Origin of the sequence: Flagellimonas sp., from assembly GCF_965601775.1 — a bacterium.
Lineage (GTDB): Bacteria > Bacteroidota > Bacteroidia > Flavobacteriales > Flavobacteriaceae > Flagellimonas.
Genome location: NZ_OZ271837.1, coordinates 2,645,681 through 2,662,125, shown reverse-complemented (window position 1 = coordinate 2,662,125; position 16,445 = coordinate 2,645,681). Strand labels below are relative to the sequence as shown.

Below are 16,445 nucleotides of genomic sequence, written 5' to 3'. Positions count from 1 at the left end.
GAATATGAGACAAGTAGAATGGACAGGGATGTATCCCGCCGTAACCACAAAGTTCAAAGAGAACGGGGAACTGGATATTCCCGCGTTTTTAAAGAATATTGATTTTCAAGTCAAAGCTGGGATAGATGGGGTGGTCATTGGGGGTTCCTTGGGAGAAAGTAGTACCCTTGCCCATATGGAAAGACTAGACCTTGCCAAAGCCACCTTGGATAGTTTTGGTGACCAAATCGATATTATTCTCAATGTTGCCGAAGGAGCGACTCAGAATGCAATTGAATTAGTTCGGAAAGCCAGTGAAATAGGTGTGCATGGGATAATGCTTTTACCTCCCATGATGTACAAACCCACCGATGATGAGGTTTTGGAATATTTCATTTCAATTGCCAAAAGCACTTCTTTGCCCATAATGATTTACAATAATCCCTTTGATTATAAAATTGAAGTGACCCTTGAGATGTTTGAGCAGCTTAAGGAGATTGAAAATATAAAGGCGGTAAAAGAAAGTACTCGGGACATTTCGAATGTAACCCGAATGCGAAATCACTTTGGGGATAGGTTCAAAATACTATGTGGCGTAGATACTTTGGCCATGGAGGAACTGTTGATGGGCGCTGATGGCTGGGTGGCTGGTTTAGTGGATGCTTTTCCTGCAGAAACCGTTGCTGTTTACCGTTTGGTTAAAGCAGGTCGAATAGAGGAAGCACTCCAAATTTATCGTTGGTTTTTACCCATCCTGGAACTCGACATAAGCCCGCAATTGGTTCAAAACATAAAATTGGCTGAGGTGATGACTGGAATAGGAACCGAGCACGTTAGAGCACCACGTAAAGTACTACAAGGAGATGAAAGATTACGTGTTCAAGCCATATTGGAAAAGGGATTGGCAACAAGACCTCAACTACCTGATTATTTGAATATTTAATTGAACCCCAACCTATGATTACTGAAAATCTTATAGCCGGCACACCCAGCGCTGAAGGAAAGACTACCATACAATCGGTAAACCCAATTACCCAGCAAGCTTTGCCAGAAAGTTTTGTGGTAGCAACGAATGCCGAGGTAAACCGAGCGTGCCAACAAGCACATGAAGCCTACAAATTGTATAAAAACAAATCAGGGAAAGAAAAGGCAGCCTTTTTAAGAACAATTGCGGAGGAAATAGAAAACCTTGGTGAGACCTTGGTGGAGCGAGCTATGGCTGAAACAGGCTTACCCCAAGGTAGAATAATGGGAGAAAGGGGTAGAACATGCAATCAATTGCGATTGTTTGCGAATCTGGTGGAGAAGGGAAGTTGGGTAAATGCCATAATTGACGAAGCTATTCCAGATAGAGAACCTTTACCTAGGGTGGATATCCGTAAAATACTGGTTCCTATCGGTCCGATAGCCGTTTTTACTGCCAGTAATTTCCCTCTTGCATTTTCTACCGCCGGAGGAGATACAGCTTCGGCTTTAGCGGCCGGCTGTCCTGTAATAGTAAAATCGCATCCCGCGCATTTGGGGACTAATGCCTTGGTGGCTGAAGCAATTGCACAAGCCGTTGATAAGTGCGGTTTGCCTAAAGGTGTTTTTTCATCCCTAAATGGGGAAATTGAAACAGGTAGAACCTTGGTAAGCCACCCAACAGTAAAAGCAGTTGGATTTACAGGTTCGTACGCCGGGGGTCGAGCACTGTTTGATTTGGCGAATAACCGTGCCGAACCAATTCCGGTATATGCAGAAATGGGAAGCAACAATCCCATATTTATCCTGAACGAAAAATTGAAGAACCATAGTCGGCCCATGGCCGAAACTATTGCTAACTCGGTAAACTTAGGGGCAGGCCAGTTTTGTACCAATCCTGGTATTTTAGTCATTGAACAAGGTGAAGCTGTCCAGACTTTTTTGGAAGATCTGACCAAGGCATTTGAAAAGTTGCAATCCGATACCATGTTGGGCGGACGAATACATTCCAAATACCATCAGAAAAAAAGTGAATTCTCAAATTCAAATGGAGTTTCCATGCTTTTTGACGCTATTACCGAACCTTGGAAAGCTGGCCCTGCCCTGGCCATGGTATCTTCTTCCGTATTTATCGAAAACCTACATTTGCAGGAGGAAGTCTTCGGACCTTTTACCGTTGTGATAACATGCAAGGACAGAGAGGAAATGTTGGCCGTGGGTAATGCGTTAAATGGGCAGCTTACTGCCACTTTGATGGGAACAGATACCGATTTTGAGAATGCTAGAGATTTAGTGGAAATACTGAAGGAAAAGGCAGGAAGGCTAATCTTTAATGGTGTACCTACAGGTGTGGAGGTATGTCCCGCAATGCACCACGGAGGGCCGTTTCCATCAACTTCCAATCCCTTATTTACTTCGGTGGGGACCGAGGCTATCAAGAGGTTTGCAAGGCCTGTTGCCTTTCAGAATACACCTAATACTTTATTGCCAGATGCGTTGAAAAATGGCAATCCTTTGAATATTTGGAGGACTGTTAATGGGGAATTGACCAAATCATAATGTATTTTGTGGTTTTCTTTTGACTCACTTCACGAAAATGGGTAATGATTCGATACATATCGTAGGAGGAGGTGTCATTGGCCTATGTTCCGCCTGGTACTTAAAAGATGAAGGATGGGATGTTACTGTAGTTGATAGTGGAGATTTTAGCGAAGGTACTTCTCATGGAAATGCCGGGATGATTGTTCCTAGTCATTTTGTGCCTATGGCAAATCCAAGGGTCATAGCCCAGGGTTTAAAGTGGATCTTCAATAGTAAAAGTCCGTTTTACATCAAGCCAAGGTTAAACCAAGATTTAATCCAATGGCTATGGCACTTTTATCGCTCCTCCAACCAGCAACATGTGCACTATGCTATGCCCATTCTGTATGAACTTAACGAATACAGTAAGCAGTTGTATAGGGAGTTGTCAGGTTTTGAAGGTTTTGATTTCGGCTATGAGGATAAAGGGTTGTTGATGTTGTATAAGACCGAAAAACAAGCAGCAAAAGAAGCAAAATTGGCAAAACAAGCACATAGTTTAGGAATTGATGCACAGATTTTGGATACCTCGGATTTACGGAAACTGGAACCAGAGATGGATTTAGATGTTCTGGGGGGAATATATTTCCCCGGGGATGCCCACCTCTATTCCAATAAATTGATGATTCAACTTACCGAGTTTCTAAAACATAAAGGAGTGCAGTTTAAGACCCATACTCCAATAGTTGATTTTGAACTGAAGGGAGCCAAAATTGAAAGTATAATCACTAAAAACGAGCAAAAGATTCCTGTAAAAAATGTGGTTATGGCGACTGGCAGTTGGACTGGAAATCTGCTGAAAAAAGCAAATATTAAAGTTCATATTCAAGACGGGAAAGGATACAGCATCACCTTGAACAAACCTAGGGTTCGACCCAAAATACCCACAATCTTGTCTGAAGCTAAAGTAGCCCTAACTCCAATGGGGGAGGACCTACGAATTGGTGGAACGTTGGAAATGAGCGGCTTGTCTTCAAAAATTAACCTTAACCGCATTCATGGAATCCTAGAGAGTATACCCCAGTATTACCATAATTTACCATTACCAGATGTCATGGAGAAGGAAATCTGGACAGGATATAGACCTTGTACACCGGATGGGCTGCCCTACATTGGTAAATCGGGAGCCATAGGTAATTTGTATGTGGGAGCCGGTCATGGAATGATGGGATTGAGTTTGGGTGCCATTACGGGAAAACTCATTAGCGAACTGGTAGGTGGAAAAAAGCCATCTATCAATGTATACCCATTTCGTTTGAATAGATTATAAAAATGGTTTCAAATGCATATGATTCCAAAAAAATTAGGATTACAATTACCCTTGATTCCAGCGTTTTCTATATTGAACGGGCGTGGTCTGTTTTTGTCGTTTAAAATGCCTTAAGAAATTTGACATGTTTCGAAAACCCACTTCATAACAAATATATTCAACCGAATACTGGTTGTTTTTAAGCAGAACACAGGCATTCTCAATGCGAAGTTCGTTGAGAAACTGTATGTATGTTTTTCCTGTGTGTAGCTTAAAAAAGTGACTAAACTGTGCTCTGCTCAGGTGAGCTAGGTCAGCTATTTTTTCTATAGTAATATCCTCCTTAAAGTGCTCAAAGGAGAAATCCAATATCTTATGCAACCGTTCATTTTGTTCCGAAGTAAAGTTCCTTGGTTGCAGGGATTCATTGATGTATTCTTTTTCACAAGAATCAAATGCAGAAAGTATTTCGAGAAAGGCAATGATTCGTTTCTCCTGTTCAAGTGAAGGTAAGGTGGTAATCAATCCATACAGCTGTTTTTTTGATTTTTTGGCCACTTTGATTCCCTTAGAGGAGTTGTTCAACAGCTCTTTCAGATTTTGCATCTCTCTGATATTGAAAAAATCAGTTCCAAAAGAATTGTAGTTAAAAAAAAGAGAAATTCCTTTTATTCCAGGGGAGTTCTTGGCAAAATAACGGGTATCACTTTTAAACAGATGGGAAACATTGCTGCCAATCATAAAAACATCCCCTTCCGCAAAGGGAGTCGTCCCATTGCCCGCATATAATATGCCTTCCCCTTTTATTATAGCAATAAGCTGATAGTCTTCATGATAATGCAAACGGTCGTAAAAATGTGGTCCAGCATCATTTTGTACCAAAAGAGCATGATTCGCAGATTTGGATATTTTAAACGGAATAGCGTTCTTCATGTTTTAGTATTCAACTTTTACTATCACAAGGGTATTGGCCTTAAATAGTACATGCTGAGTTAATGGAATGACTTGTACCCATGCAAAAAGAGTATTTAAAGAAAACCTTTTTTTTCGATTATGAAAGTCCGCAAATTCAGAATTTGATTTCAGAATTTAAGCAACTTCCAACGGAAAAGGAGAAAATTTCAGGTCTTTATACCAAGGTCCGGGATTCCTGGAGATACAATCCATATCGTATCGGTTTTACCGACCGGCATTATACCTCTAGTCATATCGCCACCAAAACAGAGGCCCATTGTGTTGATAAGGCCATTTTGTTGGTTTCAGGATTAAGGGGATTGGAAATACCAGCAAGATTGCGATTGGCGAAGGTGTCCAATCACATTGCGGTAGAAAGATTGGAGAAAAAATTGGGGTCCAATGAAATTGCACCGCATGGTTTGGTGGAAGTCTTTTTTAAGGGCCAATGGGTCAAGTGTTCTCCCGCTTTCAATAAGGAACTCTGTGAGATGTACAATGTAGAGCCTCTGGAATTTGATGGCAGCAAAGACTCCGTTTTCCAGGAATATAATCGGGATAGTGAAAAATTTATGGAATATTTGGAGGACTATGGGAGCTTTGCGGATGTTCCTCTAGATTTCATTAAAAAAACTTTTAAGGAAAATTACCCTCAGTTATATGAGCTCTACAAGGGGAAAGATGAGATTCAAATCTCCTGAGGAAGCCAAGAATAGAACTCCATAATTTTCATTTCGAATTCATGCTAAGCAAAATATTGCGACTAAATCATTGAATTGACCTAAGGAAAATTAGTTTGATGATGATAGCTCAAAAGTTTGTAAAACAGGGAACTTAAGCTGGACGCGAACAACAGGACCACTAAAAGGTTCATCATCCAAATGGTCATTGCTAATATTAAACTCAAAGGAACCTTGAAATAAAGAATCCAGTCTTTCCAAGATGTTTCCAATTCCATTTCCAATGACGGGAGGGTTGGATTGTAAGGGTGTTCCATTATTAATGATATCTATTTCAAGATATTTAGCATTTTCCCGTATGAGCAACAAGGTTTTTACCTTTTGATGGCGTTCAGAAAAACCATGTTTTATGGTATTTTCTAAAAAAGGTTGAAAAAGAAGGGGAGGGACAAGGCAGTCTTCGAGCCCTTCAGGAATGGATTTGACAAGTTCCCATTTGTCGTCATATCTTAGTTTTTCCATTCCTGCGTAGGTGTCCAAAAGAAGAAGTTCATCTTTTAAAGGGACTAATTTAGAATCCTTTAAGCGTAGCGTTTTTCTAAGCAATAAACTCAAGTCGGCTATAGCATTCTGGGCTTTAGTTTTGTTTTCATCAATAAGTGAGGAAATATCATTTAAGGAATTAAAAAGGAAGTGTGGATTTAGCTGTGCTTGCAAGGCACGAATTTTTGAGTCCAGGAGCTCAGCCCTAAGGGTAGAGGTTCTTAAATCATCCATTTCCTTTCGTTGAATATAATAATAGGCATAAACTATGGCTATCATAGAAAAGTAGACGAAAAAATTAAAACTTAACCCCCCTAAACCTCTCACATAAATGCTTTCAAAAGTCACCGAAATGGATTTGGAAAACAACTCAATTTCTACAAGTAAAACTATGAGCGCCGTATAAAATGAAAGTAAAGCGGCTAACCCAATATGTAAAATAAACATCCACAATTTCAGGGCCTTTTTTACAAAGAAACTTCTTGTAAGCCATAGTGCTGCGAGGATGTAAGCTAATTTGGAAGCAAATAAAATAAGATATTGAATGATTAGCTGTTCTAAAACAAAGGTCAACTCCTCGTTTTGGTTATAAATCAATAGTGTAGCAATAAAATCGATAATGTAGGCCACTAAATAATAAAGAAGAAGTACTTGAAACAGCCTGCGATTTAGAAATTTATATGCCCTCTTTTTCATTTTTATGATTTCCTAATATTGAGCTTATTGATAAAGGCAGTTTTGTAATTTTTGGAAATATTAAATTTTTGGCCATCCTGCATGACCACACAGTAGTCTCCAAATCCCTCACTGATAACTTCCTTAATCTGTTGAATTTGTATGATGGTTGAGCGGTTCAACCGTATAAACAAATCAGGGTCAAGCTTCTCCATTAAGGCGGTCATGGAAGTCCTATAAATGTGCTTTTTTCCATCCATCATAAACAATTCTGCATAGTAGGCCGAAGATGTGATATGCTTAATGTCTTTTGTGGGGGCAAATACATATTTCCTGCCAACTTTGAGTACAATTTTTTCTAAATAGTCTTCAGAAGGTTTTTGTAGACCTTGAGGGTCGTTGAATAGCTTATGAAATTGTGAATACATTTCATCATAGCGCTCGCTTTTTTGTTTGGTTTCCACCTTTTTAATGGCACTATCCAGAGTGTCCAATACTCGATTTTCTTTGTAGGGTTTCAAAACATAATCCACCGCTTTGACCTCAAAAGCCTCTATGGCATAGTCGTCATAAGCGGTGACAAAAACAACAATGGGCATTATGGAAGATTCTATTTTTTTTAAGACCTCGAAGCCAGAAAAATCCGTCATCTTAATATCCAAAAAAACAATATCAGGGAGTTCGGATTTTATCTTTGAAACTGCTTGGGTACCAGAACTTGCTTCAGACAATTCAATTCCCTCCCTGGAATTGAGAATTTTCAGGATTCTTTTCCTCGCTAACTTTTCATCATCGACAATTAGAATTTTCATCTAGGGTCAATTGTTAATGTGTTCCCATTGTTGGAATCCAATCTTGCTTTCAATCTCCCAATTGAACTATTCATCCAAAATAAGGAGGAGAAAAAACAAGAACATGGAATAATGAAGGGACAATATATTTAATAATCTACATAGCAATCATGTCGTACTTATCTAAAATTGGGTCATATATATCATATCTATCCTAAAAAACAGTCAATTCGATACTTTGGAAGTAAAATTCTGGGAATGAAATATTCTTGCTTCCTTACTTTGTTTACCATGACCGTTTTTTCTTATGGACAGGATTTAAACTCACTTTATAAGGAAAGTATGCAGGCCCACAGGAATAAGGACTATACCAAATTTGTGGCACTTAATCAGGAAGCACTGCGATTACACCCTTCACAACCTACAATCCTGTATAATCTGGCGGCAGGTTATAGCTTAATCGATAGTTTAAAAAATACATACATAAGCCTGAAAAGACTACTGAGTTGGAACAATACCATTGAATATCAGAAAGACGCTGACTTTAGAAATTTTCTTTTATCGACTCAGTATATAGGTTCTTTAGATTCCCTAGTTGAACACTACGGAAAGGTAAAAACTGTGGGAGTTGATTATGTCCGTTTTAATGGCAAAAGACACTTGGAAGATTTAATTCTTATGGATAGCCTTCTGTTTGTTTCGGATTTTTATAATGGAGAACTTATTAAATACAATACTCAAAAAAGGGAGTTGGCCGTGGTAAAGGAATTTGACTTGCCCGTCTTGGCTTTGGCCTGTAAACCGAATGTGCGTTCCATATGGGTAAGTACGGCCAAAATGTCCCAATCCAGGAAAAAAGGTTCGCCGTCTTCCAAACCGGAAATTGTGGAAATTGAAGTTCTGACAGGAGGGATAAAATCAAGAATACCGTTGGAAGATGATTTTATAGCGGGAAGTATGGTATTTGACAAAGGAGGTAACCTCTATGTATCAAATTCCTCCAAACCCGAAATTATTGTCATTGACACCAGAGCAAATACCATTGTACAAAAGTTAGCTTTTGACGATGGCTTTAATCTGCAAGGCATAACCATTGATTTGGACAAGAATATGTTGTATGTATCGGATTACATCAAAGGCATAGCTTCGATTGATATTGCTAAAAATTATAGGGTCACTTGGTTAAAATCCAATGATTTTTTGGTCAAGGGTGTAGATGGGCTGACGCTTGTGAGGGAAAACCAATTGATTGCCATACAGAATAACTCTACCCCTAAAAGGGTAATCAAATTAACAATTAAGGATTCAGAAATAGAAGAAGTAACCTTACTTGATAATAATCTGGATACTACAGGTGAACCCACTAATGGCAAGTATTACGAAAAGTTGGGATACCTCTATATATCCAATAGCTCCTGGCCACATTATGATAAAAATGGAAAAGCGATTTTTGAAAACTGGGAAGAACAAAAGATACTTCGGATAAAACCGGATTCATTACTTGAATAAATGTGTCAGATTGACAATAGAGAAAGAATGTTGATTTTGATTGGTGGTGCGCATCGCGCTGTACTTATAGATTTTTACCAAGATAGAAATGATGTGAATTATTTGGAAACAGGAAACTATCTACGATGAACAACTACAAGCTACATAAGCGATGCGCCTTTCAACTACTAAGTTTGGTTCTTATTGTAAACTTTGGATGTGCCACGAAGGCACTGTCGCCAACCGTGGATTCGGAGTTTGATAAAGATGAGATAGCCCAAGAACGGCCAAATCTGGATTCAGGTCTGGTTTCTAGGGATTATAACCTCTTGTTTGTCGGAAATAGTCTGACCTATACCAATGACTTACCCAAATTGGTCAAAATGGAGGGAGAAAAAAAAGGAATTTCACTGAGCGTTCATTCTATTTCAAAACCCAACTATGCCATAGTTGACCACTGGTCCGATGGAGAAGTGCAAAATCAAATAAGAACTGGGAAATACGACTTTGTAATCATTCAGCAAGGCCCTTCGTCGCAGGCCGATGGCTATGATATGTTAGTCAATGACGGAAAAAAATACGCAAATATCTGTAAGGCTAATGGGAGTAAATTGGCCTATTTTATGGTATGGCCAGCATGGTATAACTATCAGACGTTTGATAGAGTTATTGAAAACTATTCTTCTGGGGCGAAGGTCAACGATGCAATTTTATGCCCTGTGGGTTTGGTTTGGAAACGCTATTTTGACCGAACCGGTGATTTTTCATACTACGGACCAGATGGGTTCCATCCATCCAAGAAAGGAAGTCAAGTGGCTGCGGAGGTAATAGTTGACAGTCTTTTTAAATAGAAATTGTTTGGTAAGTGAATTCAGGATAAATGAGCGGTTTACAGAAATATGCCGACATCTTTATAAGATTTCCAGTAGGTTTTCATCTTATCTATGGGACACAAGACAATATTTTTTCCTGGACCAGAATGCTTGAGTTTCGGGATTTTTTGAAAGATTTGGATGTCCCCTTTGCATTGTGGGCAGCACATCTATCTGTCTACGCACAATTCTTGGCTGGAATCGCATTCATTCTGGGATATAAAACTAAATGGGCAGCTGTGCTTATGATAATCAATTTTGTGATTGCCATTTATTTGGTTCACTAAAACGATTCTTACCCATCCAAATTCCCAGCGATTATGATGCTTTTTGCATCAATATTTATCCTATTTAATGGTGATGGATATTTCAATATTATCTCTTTTGCAAAAAGAGTAAAAAATTGAATTAAAGCAAGCCTTGGATTTCAGATTTGGTCCTAAAGGTCTTTTACTTGTCCTCGACAATTGGAAAGTCTCAAATTCGGCACTGATTTTTCACATTATTCAATCTTTTGAAATTGTATTTTGGGGGTTCCGCAAACGAAAAAGTCCATTACATATGTAATGGACTTTTTGCTAGTCGTGACCTCCGCAGGATTGACTTCGTCCTTCCTTTGTGCCTCCGCCTGAAAATGCAAACTAGCATTGCTAAAGCAATGCGGTTCTGATTTTTCGCTTTACATATAAAAGCAAGGGCTTTCGAGGTTTTGCGAAAAAAACAAAACCCTGCATTTTCATACAGGGTTTGCGCTTTAAGTGACCTCCGCAGGATTCAAACCTGCAACCTCTTGAGCCGTAATCAAGTGCTCTATTCAGTTGAGCTAGGAGGCCTAATTCTTAAGGGCTGCAAATATATTTCTTTTTACCTTTACAACAAAACCTTGTCTTCAAAATAGATGAATCTAAAAGCCTTCGTTCGAGATATCAACGACTTTCCACAAACCGGTATAATATTCAAAGACATTACTCCACTTTTTAATGACCCTGAGGCCCTAAAAGCTGCCGTTCAAGGATTGTCCAGTTTGGTCAATGGAAAACAGGTAGACAAAGTGGTCGGTATGGAAAGTAGGGGGTTTATTTTTGCTCCCATCTTGGCGACGGAGTTGAATGCTGGTTTTATTCCGGTACGGAAAAAAGGAAAGTTACCGTATGATACGATTAGCGAAAGTTATGGCTTGGAATATGGTACGGACGAGTTGGAGATTCATGTCGATGCCATTTCGCCAGGTGATAAAGTACTGGTTCACGATGATGTTTTGGCAACTGGAGGTACAGCCGCTGCTGTAAGAAAAATGGTAGAAAAATTGGGGGGAGAGGTCGTGCAATGTAACTTTCTTATCACCTTGGAGTTTTTGAACGGTCGGGATAAGCTTCCCGGTATCGAAGTGGCTTCTTTGCTGCAGTACTAGTTTTCCAATGCCCTTGTGGTTACATAATAGCGCCATCCTATAATAGCCAATTGGAGTTTTGACGCCTTCGCAGGGTCCAGCCCCTTTTTGGTAAATGAAGGCAGCAACATTTTGTTCAATTTTGCCAAAAATTTGTAAAGCATGATATCTATGTGGTTGGTTTATACAAATATAGGTATCAAAAAAGAATGGGCCACCAAGGTGACCCATCTTGTGATTTAGCTTTGTGCTTCTATCCAGCCGTTGATTTTATCCTCCAAAACAGCCAAGGGTACACAACCTGTTTCCAATACTTGATTATGGAATTGACGAATGTCAAAACTGTCCCCAAGGGTTTCCTTTGCTTTTTTGCGAAGTTCCCGTATTTTCAGTTGCCCAATCTTATAGGAAAGTGCCTGCCCTGGATTGGCTATATATCGTTCAATTTCTGAGGTAATGCTTGCCTCTGATTCGGCTTCATTATCGAGAGAATATTGAATGGCCTCCTCGCGCGTCCATCCTTTGGCATGTAAGCCAGTATCCACTACCAAACGAATCGCTCTATGCATCTCCGCGCCTAACATTCCAAAAACTTGATAGGGGTCTTCGTAGAGTCCCAACTCTTTTCCAAGGGATTCACAATACAGCGCCCAGCCTTCTCCGTAACCACTGTACCAGAGAGTTTTTCTGAATTTAGGAAGTTCCGTACTTTCTTGGGTCAAAGAAATTTGATAATGGTGTCCTGGAATGGCTTCATGCAGGAAAAGGGATTCATCGGAATACACATTGTACCTTTTTACATCTGGGATAGGGGTGTAGAAAATACCAGGTCGCGTACCATCCAAAGAACCGGGATTGTATTCGGCACTTGCTGAGTTTTCTCTAAAGGCCTCTGTTCTGCGGACTTCAAAGGGAGTTTTTGGCTTTATGTCAAATAGTTTTTCAATTTGGGGTTTCATACGTTCATGAATGGCGTTGAAGTTATCAATGACCTGTTGGGGGTCTTCAAATGGCATCAATTCCCGGTTGTTCCTTACATAGTCGAAGAAAGCTTTTAGCTCTCCTTCAAAACCTACTTGTTCCTTGATTTTTTCCATTTCAGAACGAATACGCTTTACTTCACTTAGACCCAGTTGATGAATTTCATCAGCGGTCATATTTGTAGTGGTATACTTCTTAATCTGATGTTGGTAGTAGGCGTTACCATCGGGAATTCTATCAATGCCACTGGATTCTCTTCCCACGGGCAGGTATACGTCTTTCATAAAATCGTACAGTTTCTGGTATGCGGGAACCACCTTATTTTGCACCATATCTGTGTATACAGCTGTCAAACGGTCTTTCTCCGTTGCCGAAATGTTATCGGGTAGACTTAGAATCGGTTTATAAAACAGATGATTCTCCAAATCAGGATTGGTTTGGGATTTCAACTGGGGAAGCACCTTGACAATTAGGGATTTGGGCAAGACATTACCTGTTTCCATCCCTTCGCGCATTTTTGATTCCGCAGAATCCATCCAAGACAAAAAACCATCCACTCTGCTCAACCAATTATCATAATCTTCTACCGTTGCAAAGGGTTGCGCACTAGCGCCACTGGCCAACTGACCCATAAAAAGATTGATTGACCACATTTGGTCTATGGGTGTTCGGTCCTTATTGAAATTGAATTCGTTTAAGTTAATATCGCATTCCCACTGCAGTACTGCCTTGCTCATTTGTTCTGAGGGGGACAGGTCGGCGTCATTAAATTGGCCCAACTTCTCTTTGTAGGATGTAAAATGTTGTTTAAGTTCTGTTTTGAAATCTTTGGAAAGTACGTTGGGAAACAAATGATTGTATCTGCGGTCCCCTGCCATGGTCGCATTAACAGGGTTCAATTTAAGTCCGTCTTCGTAATAACTATCCAAAACTGCGGCAAAATCAGTACTGACATCTAAAGACGTCTCAGCTTTTGGCTCTGACTTACAGGAAATAAGGAGTAAGGAAAAAAGAAATCCAAAAAGTATTTTATGAGTCATTTCTGTGTGTTTAAAGTAGCTAAAGGTAGCTAAAAACGACTATGTTGCTTCTTAATGGATTTTTAAATGATTCTGATTAGAATTAAAAAGCACCAGGAATAAAACTCAAATTGAATTTTATTCCGGCACTTTTGTTTTTGACTGGTCAAACTTGATTGATGGTTTTTTGATTGATTGATGTTTTTTGATTGATAATGATTTGATTGATGCTAATTATACTCTGTAACCGGAATTGACTAATTGTCTTTTACTTGATGAGGGTATTTAAAACAATATAACTTCAATAAGGGTGATTAATATATTGACTAAAAATTTGGCAATGGCGATCATTCTATTTGATTTTTTTAAGGGTTGATACTTCAATTGTTAACCGGTTACAGATTCGAATATAGAATGACAATCATCATGTTTCCAAGGAATTACAATAAAATCTATGCAATTGAATACGAGATTGTAGTAAAAAAAATGATTTATTCTACAATATTTATGTGACCTCCTTGGAAAAAGTTATTTTTTGTAATAAAAAAATGTTTATTTGTATATCAACTGTAAGAATTTAAGGGGGTTTTTTCATGATTTTTTGAAAACCAAGGGGCATTTCATTTAAAAAAGGGGCTTTTTTGCCCAATTCGTTTCCGAAAGAAAAAACCAGACCCTTAAAAAAAGCCTGGTTCGACTAGCCAAAAATCGTCTGATTGCAGGTAATTTTTACTTTTTGGTGGTGATTTCAATTACACCATCCTTTGCAGCTTTGCCGTACTTTTTTCGGGCTGCTTTGCCTTTTAGAACATTCATGGTCTTAATTTGGCTTGGAGAAAGTTCCTTTACAGCCTCTTTAGTGACCTTTTTGCCATCAATAAAATAAAGAGGGTCGCCTTCACCGTCGGTATCGATAAAGAAAAAACCATCCTCCTCGGTTACAACTTCAATATCACTATCATCGTCGGAGTCTTTCATAATAAAAACATTTCCTTCCTCATCTTCGTTGCTATCAACCCGTATGCTAATGTTCTGCTCATGAAGTTCATCTTTTTCAACCTCTTCCCCATTAATGAAGACCTTACTTGAACCATTTTCTTTTTTAATGACAACTTCCTTGGTTTCACCAGAACCGGAACTAATCCAAATTTTGTTGTTATCCGTGGTTATCTTAGTGTTGGTTGAGCTATAGGAACCCTTCGAACCAATAGATACCAAATTATTTTCTTTATCAATGAATATAACCAAAGGTGAAATACCTCGATTGTTGGAGGAATTATAGGAATTTTTAAAAACCTCCCCATTTTCACCCTCTCCCGTAACCTGTACCGATATGTCAATAATTTCATTGGACTCATTGTGCACAACGGTATAGGAGAAATCGACATCGCTCTGGGCTAATTTGGCTTTCATTTCCATCAACTCTTCATCCGTAGTCTCCTTTTTGATAATGAACTCGAAACGTGTTTCACCCTTTGTAATCTGATTTTTAGGTGTTTTTAGAGAAGTGGTTCTTGGATTGGTTGATTTAAAGGGGATAAGACTTTCCGGATTTAAGGGTTTTTTGAATTGAAGTACTTCAAAGTGTAAATGTGGGCCTGTTGACTTACCCGTGTTCCCAACATGACCAATCAGTTGTCCTTTTTGAACTTTGTCACCAGCTTTTACAACTCTATCTTCTAAGTGCAAGTACTTCGTGCTATAAGCGTCTTCGTGCTTGAGAACAATGTAATTGCCGTTTTGAGCGCTTGATTTGCTGATTTCTACCTTGCCTTCTGCGCTGGCCAAAACTTTTGTCCCACTTTTGGCAACCAAATCAATACCATTATGGAAATCCATATCATTCGTAAATGGATTTCTTGCAGGGCCAAAACCTGATGAAATACGTTTAATATCTTCAGTTTTCACAGGGCTAATAAAAGAAATAGGAGGGCTGGGCAAGGTTTCAAGAAGACTTGGAGTATCGTTGAACGCGACAACTTCCTTGGTGTTGAATCCCGCCATAAACAAACCTAGTATTGGAAGGATAAAAAGCAGTTTTAAAAGATTGATTCTTTTGGATTTACTTTGATTAAGCATGACTATTCGTTTTTTGATTAATGAATTAAAAAATGGATTGACTATGGAAATTTTATGATTTCCAGTGGCCTGTTTCAGCATTAAATACTGATATTCTTTTTTCTGCTGATCAGAGCCGCAAGCTTGCGAATCCGCAATGAATTCTAAATTTTGTTTTAAGGCAGTTTTGTAAAGCCAGATGGCCGGATTGAACCATTGAAGAACATGTACAATTTCACTAAAAAGGATATCCAAGGAATGAATCTGCCGAACATGAATCTTCTCATGGTCAATAATGCTCTTCAACTCTTCAGAATTAAATTGCTGTGGGAAATAAAAGATATATCTGAAAAAAGAAAACGGAGATATCCATTTATCGGTTTTCACGTGATAACAGCTGTCCTTCAAAGAAACATGACCTCTTTTCTTAATCTTTCGTATGGCAAGCAATTGAAGAATGAGGCGAATACCAAAAACAAGAACACCAAGGAGATAAATTACTAAAACAGTAGATTGCCAATTAAAAGTGGTTTCGGGCTCTATGGCGTTTACTATCGTGCCAAAATGTACCACGTCTCCCTGCATCATCGGGGCTCTCTCCACATAGATGGTCTTGGTAATGGTAACGAAGGGCAATACAAACGATGCAACCAATCCCAACATCAAAAACAGACGATTGCTCAAAAAAAAGGTCTCTCTCTTCAAGAAAAGATGATAGCTGAGCAAAAACAGAAAAAGAATCGAAGAGGATTTAAGAAGGATTATGAAAATACTTTCCATCATTTTTTGTTTTCTATGAGTTTAATGATCTCTTTGAGTTCTTCCACTGATATCTTTTCCTCTTTGGCAAAGAAAGACACCAAACTTTTGTAGGAGTTTCCGTAGTAATCCGCAATTGTGGCATTGACAAAGGTCTTTCGGTATTCTTCCTTGCTCACGATAGGGTAATATCTATGGGTGTTTCCAAAAACCTCATGTCCTACAAATCCTTTTTCTTCCAGATTTCTGATAATGGTGGACAAGGTGTTGTAATGCGGTGTGTTATCGGTCATTTCGGCCATGACTTCCTTGACAAAGGCTTTTTTGAGCCTCCAAAGGATTTTCATGATTTCCTCTTCTTTGTTGGTCAATTTTTGCATATCCTCTTAAAATTGGATTTCAAACATATTCTTATTTTTTTAGTTGAACAACTATTTTTATAGTTATTTAACTATTTTACTAG

The 16,445-nt window shown here is 38.8% G+C and carries 15 protein-coding genes and 1 tRNA gene; 8 read left to right on the top strand and 8 right to left on the bottom strand.

Annotated features, from left to right (window positions below; translation table 11 throughout):
• The first annotated feature begins 4 nt into the window (after window positions 1-4).
• The 3 genes from ACSLUF_RS12320 to ACSLUF_RS12310 are packed head-to-tail and all read left to right on the top strand — an operon-like array spanning window position 5 to window position 3,793.
• Window positions 5-922 carry a dihydrodipicolinate synthase family protein gene (locus ACSLUF_RS12320; RefSeq protein ID WP_435623087.1) on the top strand — a complete coding sequence of 306 codons (918 nt, stop codon included), beginning with the start codon at window positions 5-7 and terminating at the stop codon, window positions 920-922.
• A 14-nt stretch (window positions 923-936) separates the two neighbouring features.
• A complete protein-coding gene (locus tag ACSLUF_RS12315) occupies window positions 937-2,502 on the top strand; it encodes an aldehyde dehydrogenase (NADP(+)) (RefSeq protein ID WP_435623086.1) in 1,566 nt (521 codons plus the stop codon).
• A 37-nt stretch (window positions 2,503-2,539) separates the two neighbouring features.
• Window positions 2,540-3,793 carry an NAD(P)/FAD-dependent oxidoreductase gene (locus tag ACSLUF_RS12310; RefSeq protein WP_435623085.1) on the top strand — a complete coding sequence of 418 codons (1,254 nt, stop codon included), beginning with the start codon at window positions 2,540-2,542 and terminating at the stop codon, window positions 3,791-3,793.
• A 45-nt stretch (window positions 3,794-3,838) separates the two neighbouring features.
• Here ACSLUF_RS12310 and ACSLUF_RS12305 read toward each other — a convergent pair whose 3' ends face one another.
• Window positions 3,839-4,705 carry an AraC family transcriptional regulator gene (locus ACSLUF_RS12305; protein WP_435623084.1) on the bottom strand — a complete coding sequence of 289 codons (867 nt, stop codon included), beginning with the start codon at window positions 4,703-4,705 and terminating at the stop codon, window positions 3,839-3,841.
• A gap of 80 nt (window positions 4,706-4,785) precedes the next feature.
• On the opposite strand from ACSLUF_RS12305, the gene ACSLUF_RS12300 reads away from it, so the two are divergent.
• Window positions 4,786-5,427, top strand: coding sequence for a transglutaminase-like domain-containing protein (locus tag ACSLUF_RS12300; RefSeq protein ID WP_435623083.1), 642 nt, complete (start codon window positions 4,786-4,788; stop codon window positions 5,425-5,427).
• A 90-nt stretch (window positions 5,428-5,517) separates the two neighbouring features.
• Here the strand turns inward: ACSLUF_RS12300 and ACSLUF_RS12295 are convergent, their stop codons facing one another.
• The gene (locus tag ACSLUF_RS12295; RefSeq protein ID WP_435623082.1) at window positions 5,518-6,645 is read right to left on the bottom strand and encodes a sensor histidine kinase; all 1,128 of its coding nucleotides are present in this window, start codon (window positions 6,643-6,645) and stop codon (window positions 5,518-5,520) included.
• A 2-nt stretch (window positions 6,646-6,647) separates the two neighbouring features.
• A complete protein-coding gene (locus ACSLUF_RS12290; RefSeq protein ID WP_435623081.1) occupies window positions 6,648-7,436 on the bottom strand; it encodes a LytR/AlgR family response regulator transcription factor in 789 nt (262 codons plus the stop codon).
• 237 nt (window positions 7,437-7,673) lie between these two features.
• Between ACSLUF_RS12290 and ACSLUF_RS12285 the strand changes: the two genes are divergently transcribed.
• The 3 genes from ACSLUF_RS12285 to ACSLUF_RS12275 all read left to right on the top strand — a co-directional run bounded on the left by ACSLUF_RS12285 (window position 7,674) and on the right by ACSLUF_RS12275 (window position 10,062).
• The gene (locus ACSLUF_RS12285) at window positions 7,674-8,924 is read left to right on the top strand and encodes a YncE family protein (RefSeq protein WP_435623080.1); all 1,251 of its coding nucleotides are present in this window, start codon (window positions 7,674-7,676) and stop codon (window positions 8,922-8,924) included.
• Window positions 8,925-9,049: 125 nt separating this feature from the next.
• Complete coding sequence (locus ACSLUF_RS12280; RefSeq protein WP_435623079.1) at window positions 9,050-9,754, top strand: SGNH/GDSL hydrolase family protein; 705 nt, start codon at window positions 9,050-9,052, stop codon at window positions 9,752-9,754.
• 29 nt (window positions 9,755-9,783) lie between these two features.
• Window positions 9,784-10,062 (top strand): DoxX family protein, encoded by a 279-nt coding sequence (locus tag ACSLUF_RS12275; RefSeq protein WP_435623078.1) that lies wholly within the window; start codon window positions 9,784-9,786, stop codon window positions 10,060-10,062.
• Between the two features lie 472 nt (window positions 10,063-10,534).
• On the opposite strand, the gene ACSLUF_RS12270 is transcribed toward ACSLUF_RS12275, so the two are convergent.
• Window positions 10,535-10,608: transfer RNA gene (locus ACSLUF_RS12270), tRNA-Arg, on the bottom strand.
• Between the two features lie 65 nt (window positions 10,609-10,673).
• On the opposite strand from ACSLUF_RS12270, the gene ACSLUF_RS12265 reads away from it, so the two are divergent.
• The gene (locus tag ACSLUF_RS12265) at window positions 10,674-11,186 is read left to right on the top strand and encodes an adenine phosphoribosyltransferase (protein ID WP_435623077.1); all 513 of its coding nucleotides are present in this window, start codon (window positions 10,674-10,676) and stop codon (window positions 11,184-11,186) included.
• Here the strand turns inward: ACSLUF_RS12265 and ACSLUF_RS12260 are convergent.
• The 4 genes from ACSLUF_RS12260 to ACSLUF_RS12245 form a co-directional block, all read right to left on the bottom strand.
• Window positions 11,183-11,329, bottom strand: a complete 147-nt coding sequence (locus tag ACSLUF_RS12260; protein WP_435623076.1) for an SsrA-binding protein — start codon at window positions 11,327-11,329, stop codon at window positions 11,183-11,185. The two genes, ACSLUF_RS12265 and ACSLUF_RS12260, sit on opposite strands and share 4 nt — an antisense overlap.
• A 75-nt stretch (window positions 11,330-11,404) precedes the next feature.
• Window positions 11,405-13,186 carry a DUF885 domain-containing protein gene (locus tag ACSLUF_RS12255; RefSeq protein WP_435623075.1) on the bottom strand — a complete coding sequence of 594 codons (1,782 nt, stop codon included), beginning with the start codon at window positions 13,184-13,186 and terminating at the stop codon, window positions 11,405-11,407.
• 708 nt (window positions 13,187-13,894) lie between these two features.
• Complete coding sequence (locus tag ACSLUF_RS12250) at window positions 13,895-16,006, bottom strand: peptidoglycan DD-metalloendopeptidase family protein (RefSeq protein ID WP_435623074.1); 2,112 nt, start codon at window positions 16,004-16,006, stop codon at window positions 13,895-13,897.
• On the bottom strand, window positions 16,003-16,362 hold the full coding sequence (locus tag ACSLUF_RS12245; protein ID WP_435623073.1) for a BlaI/MecI/CopY family transcriptional regulator: 360 nt from the start codon (window positions 16,360-16,362) through the stop codon (window positions 16,003-16,005). The genes ACSLUF_RS12250 and ACSLUF_RS12245 overlap by 4 nt, the downstream gene beginning before the upstream one ends.
• Window positions 16,363-16,445 lie beyond the last annotated feature (83 nt).

Bases quoted from the DNA above. Each gene is read 5' to 3' on its own strand.
- ACSLUF_RS12280 (WP_435623079.1), top strand. From the start codon at position 9,050: ATGAACAACTACAAGCTACATAAGCGATGCGCCTTTCAACTACTAAGT.
- ACSLUF_RS12315 (WP_435623086.1), top strand. From the start codon at position 937: ATGATTACTGAAAATCTTATAGCCGGCACACCCAGCGCTGAAGGAAAG.
- ACSLUF_RS12285 (WP_435623080.1), top strand. From the start codon at position 7,674: ATGAAATATTCTTGCTTCCTTACTTTGTTTACCATGACCGTTTTTTCT.
- ACSLUF_RS12320 (WP_435623087.1), top strand. From the start codon at position 5: ATGAGACAAGTAGAATGGACAGGGATGTATCCCGCCGTAACCACAAAG.
- ACSLUF_RS12275 (WP_435623078.1), top strand. From the start codon at position 9,784: ATGAGCGGTTTACAGAAATATGCCGACATCTTTATAAGATTTCCAGTA.
- ACSLUF_RS12295 (WP_435623082.1), bottom strand. From the start codon at position 6,645: ATGAAAAAGAGGGCATATAAATTTCTAAATCGCAGGCTGTTTCAAGTA.
- ACSLUF_RS12310 (WP_435623085.1), top strand. From the start codon at position 2,540: ATGGGTAATGATTCGATACATATCGTAGGAGGAGGTGTCATTGGCCTA.
- ACSLUF_RS12305 (WP_435623084.1), bottom strand. From the start codon at position 4,705: ATGAAGAACGCTATTCCGTTTAAAATATCCAAATCTGCGAATCATGCT.
- ACSLUF_RS12245 (WP_435623073.1), bottom strand. From the start codon at position 16,362: ATGCAAAAATTGACCAACAAAGAAGAGGAAATCATGAAAATCCTTTGG.
- ACSLUF_RS12260 (WP_435623076.1), bottom strand. From the start codon at position 11,329: ATGCTTTACAAATTTTTGGCAAAATTGAACAAAATGTTGCTGCCTTCA.
- ACSLUF_RS12250 (WP_435623074.1), bottom strand. From the start codon at position 16,006: ATGATGGAAAGTATTTTCATAATCCTTCTTAAATCCTCTTCGATTCTT.
- ACSLUF_RS12255 (WP_435623075.1), bottom strand. From the start codon at position 13,186: ATGACTCATAAAATACTTTTTGGATTTCTTTTTTCCTTACTCCTTATT.
- ACSLUF_RS12300 (WP_435623083.1), top strand. From the start codon at position 4,786: ATGCAAAAAGAGTATTTAAAGAAAACCTTTTTTTTCGATTATGAAAGT.
- ACSLUF_RS12265 (WP_435623077.1), top strand. From the start codon at position 10,674: ATGAATCTAAAAGCCTTCGTTCGAGATATCAACGACTTTCCACAAACC.
- ACSLUF_RS12290 (WP_435623081.1), bottom strand. From the start codon at position 7,436: ATGAAAATTCTAATTGTCGATGATGAAAAGTTAGCGAGGAAAAGAATC.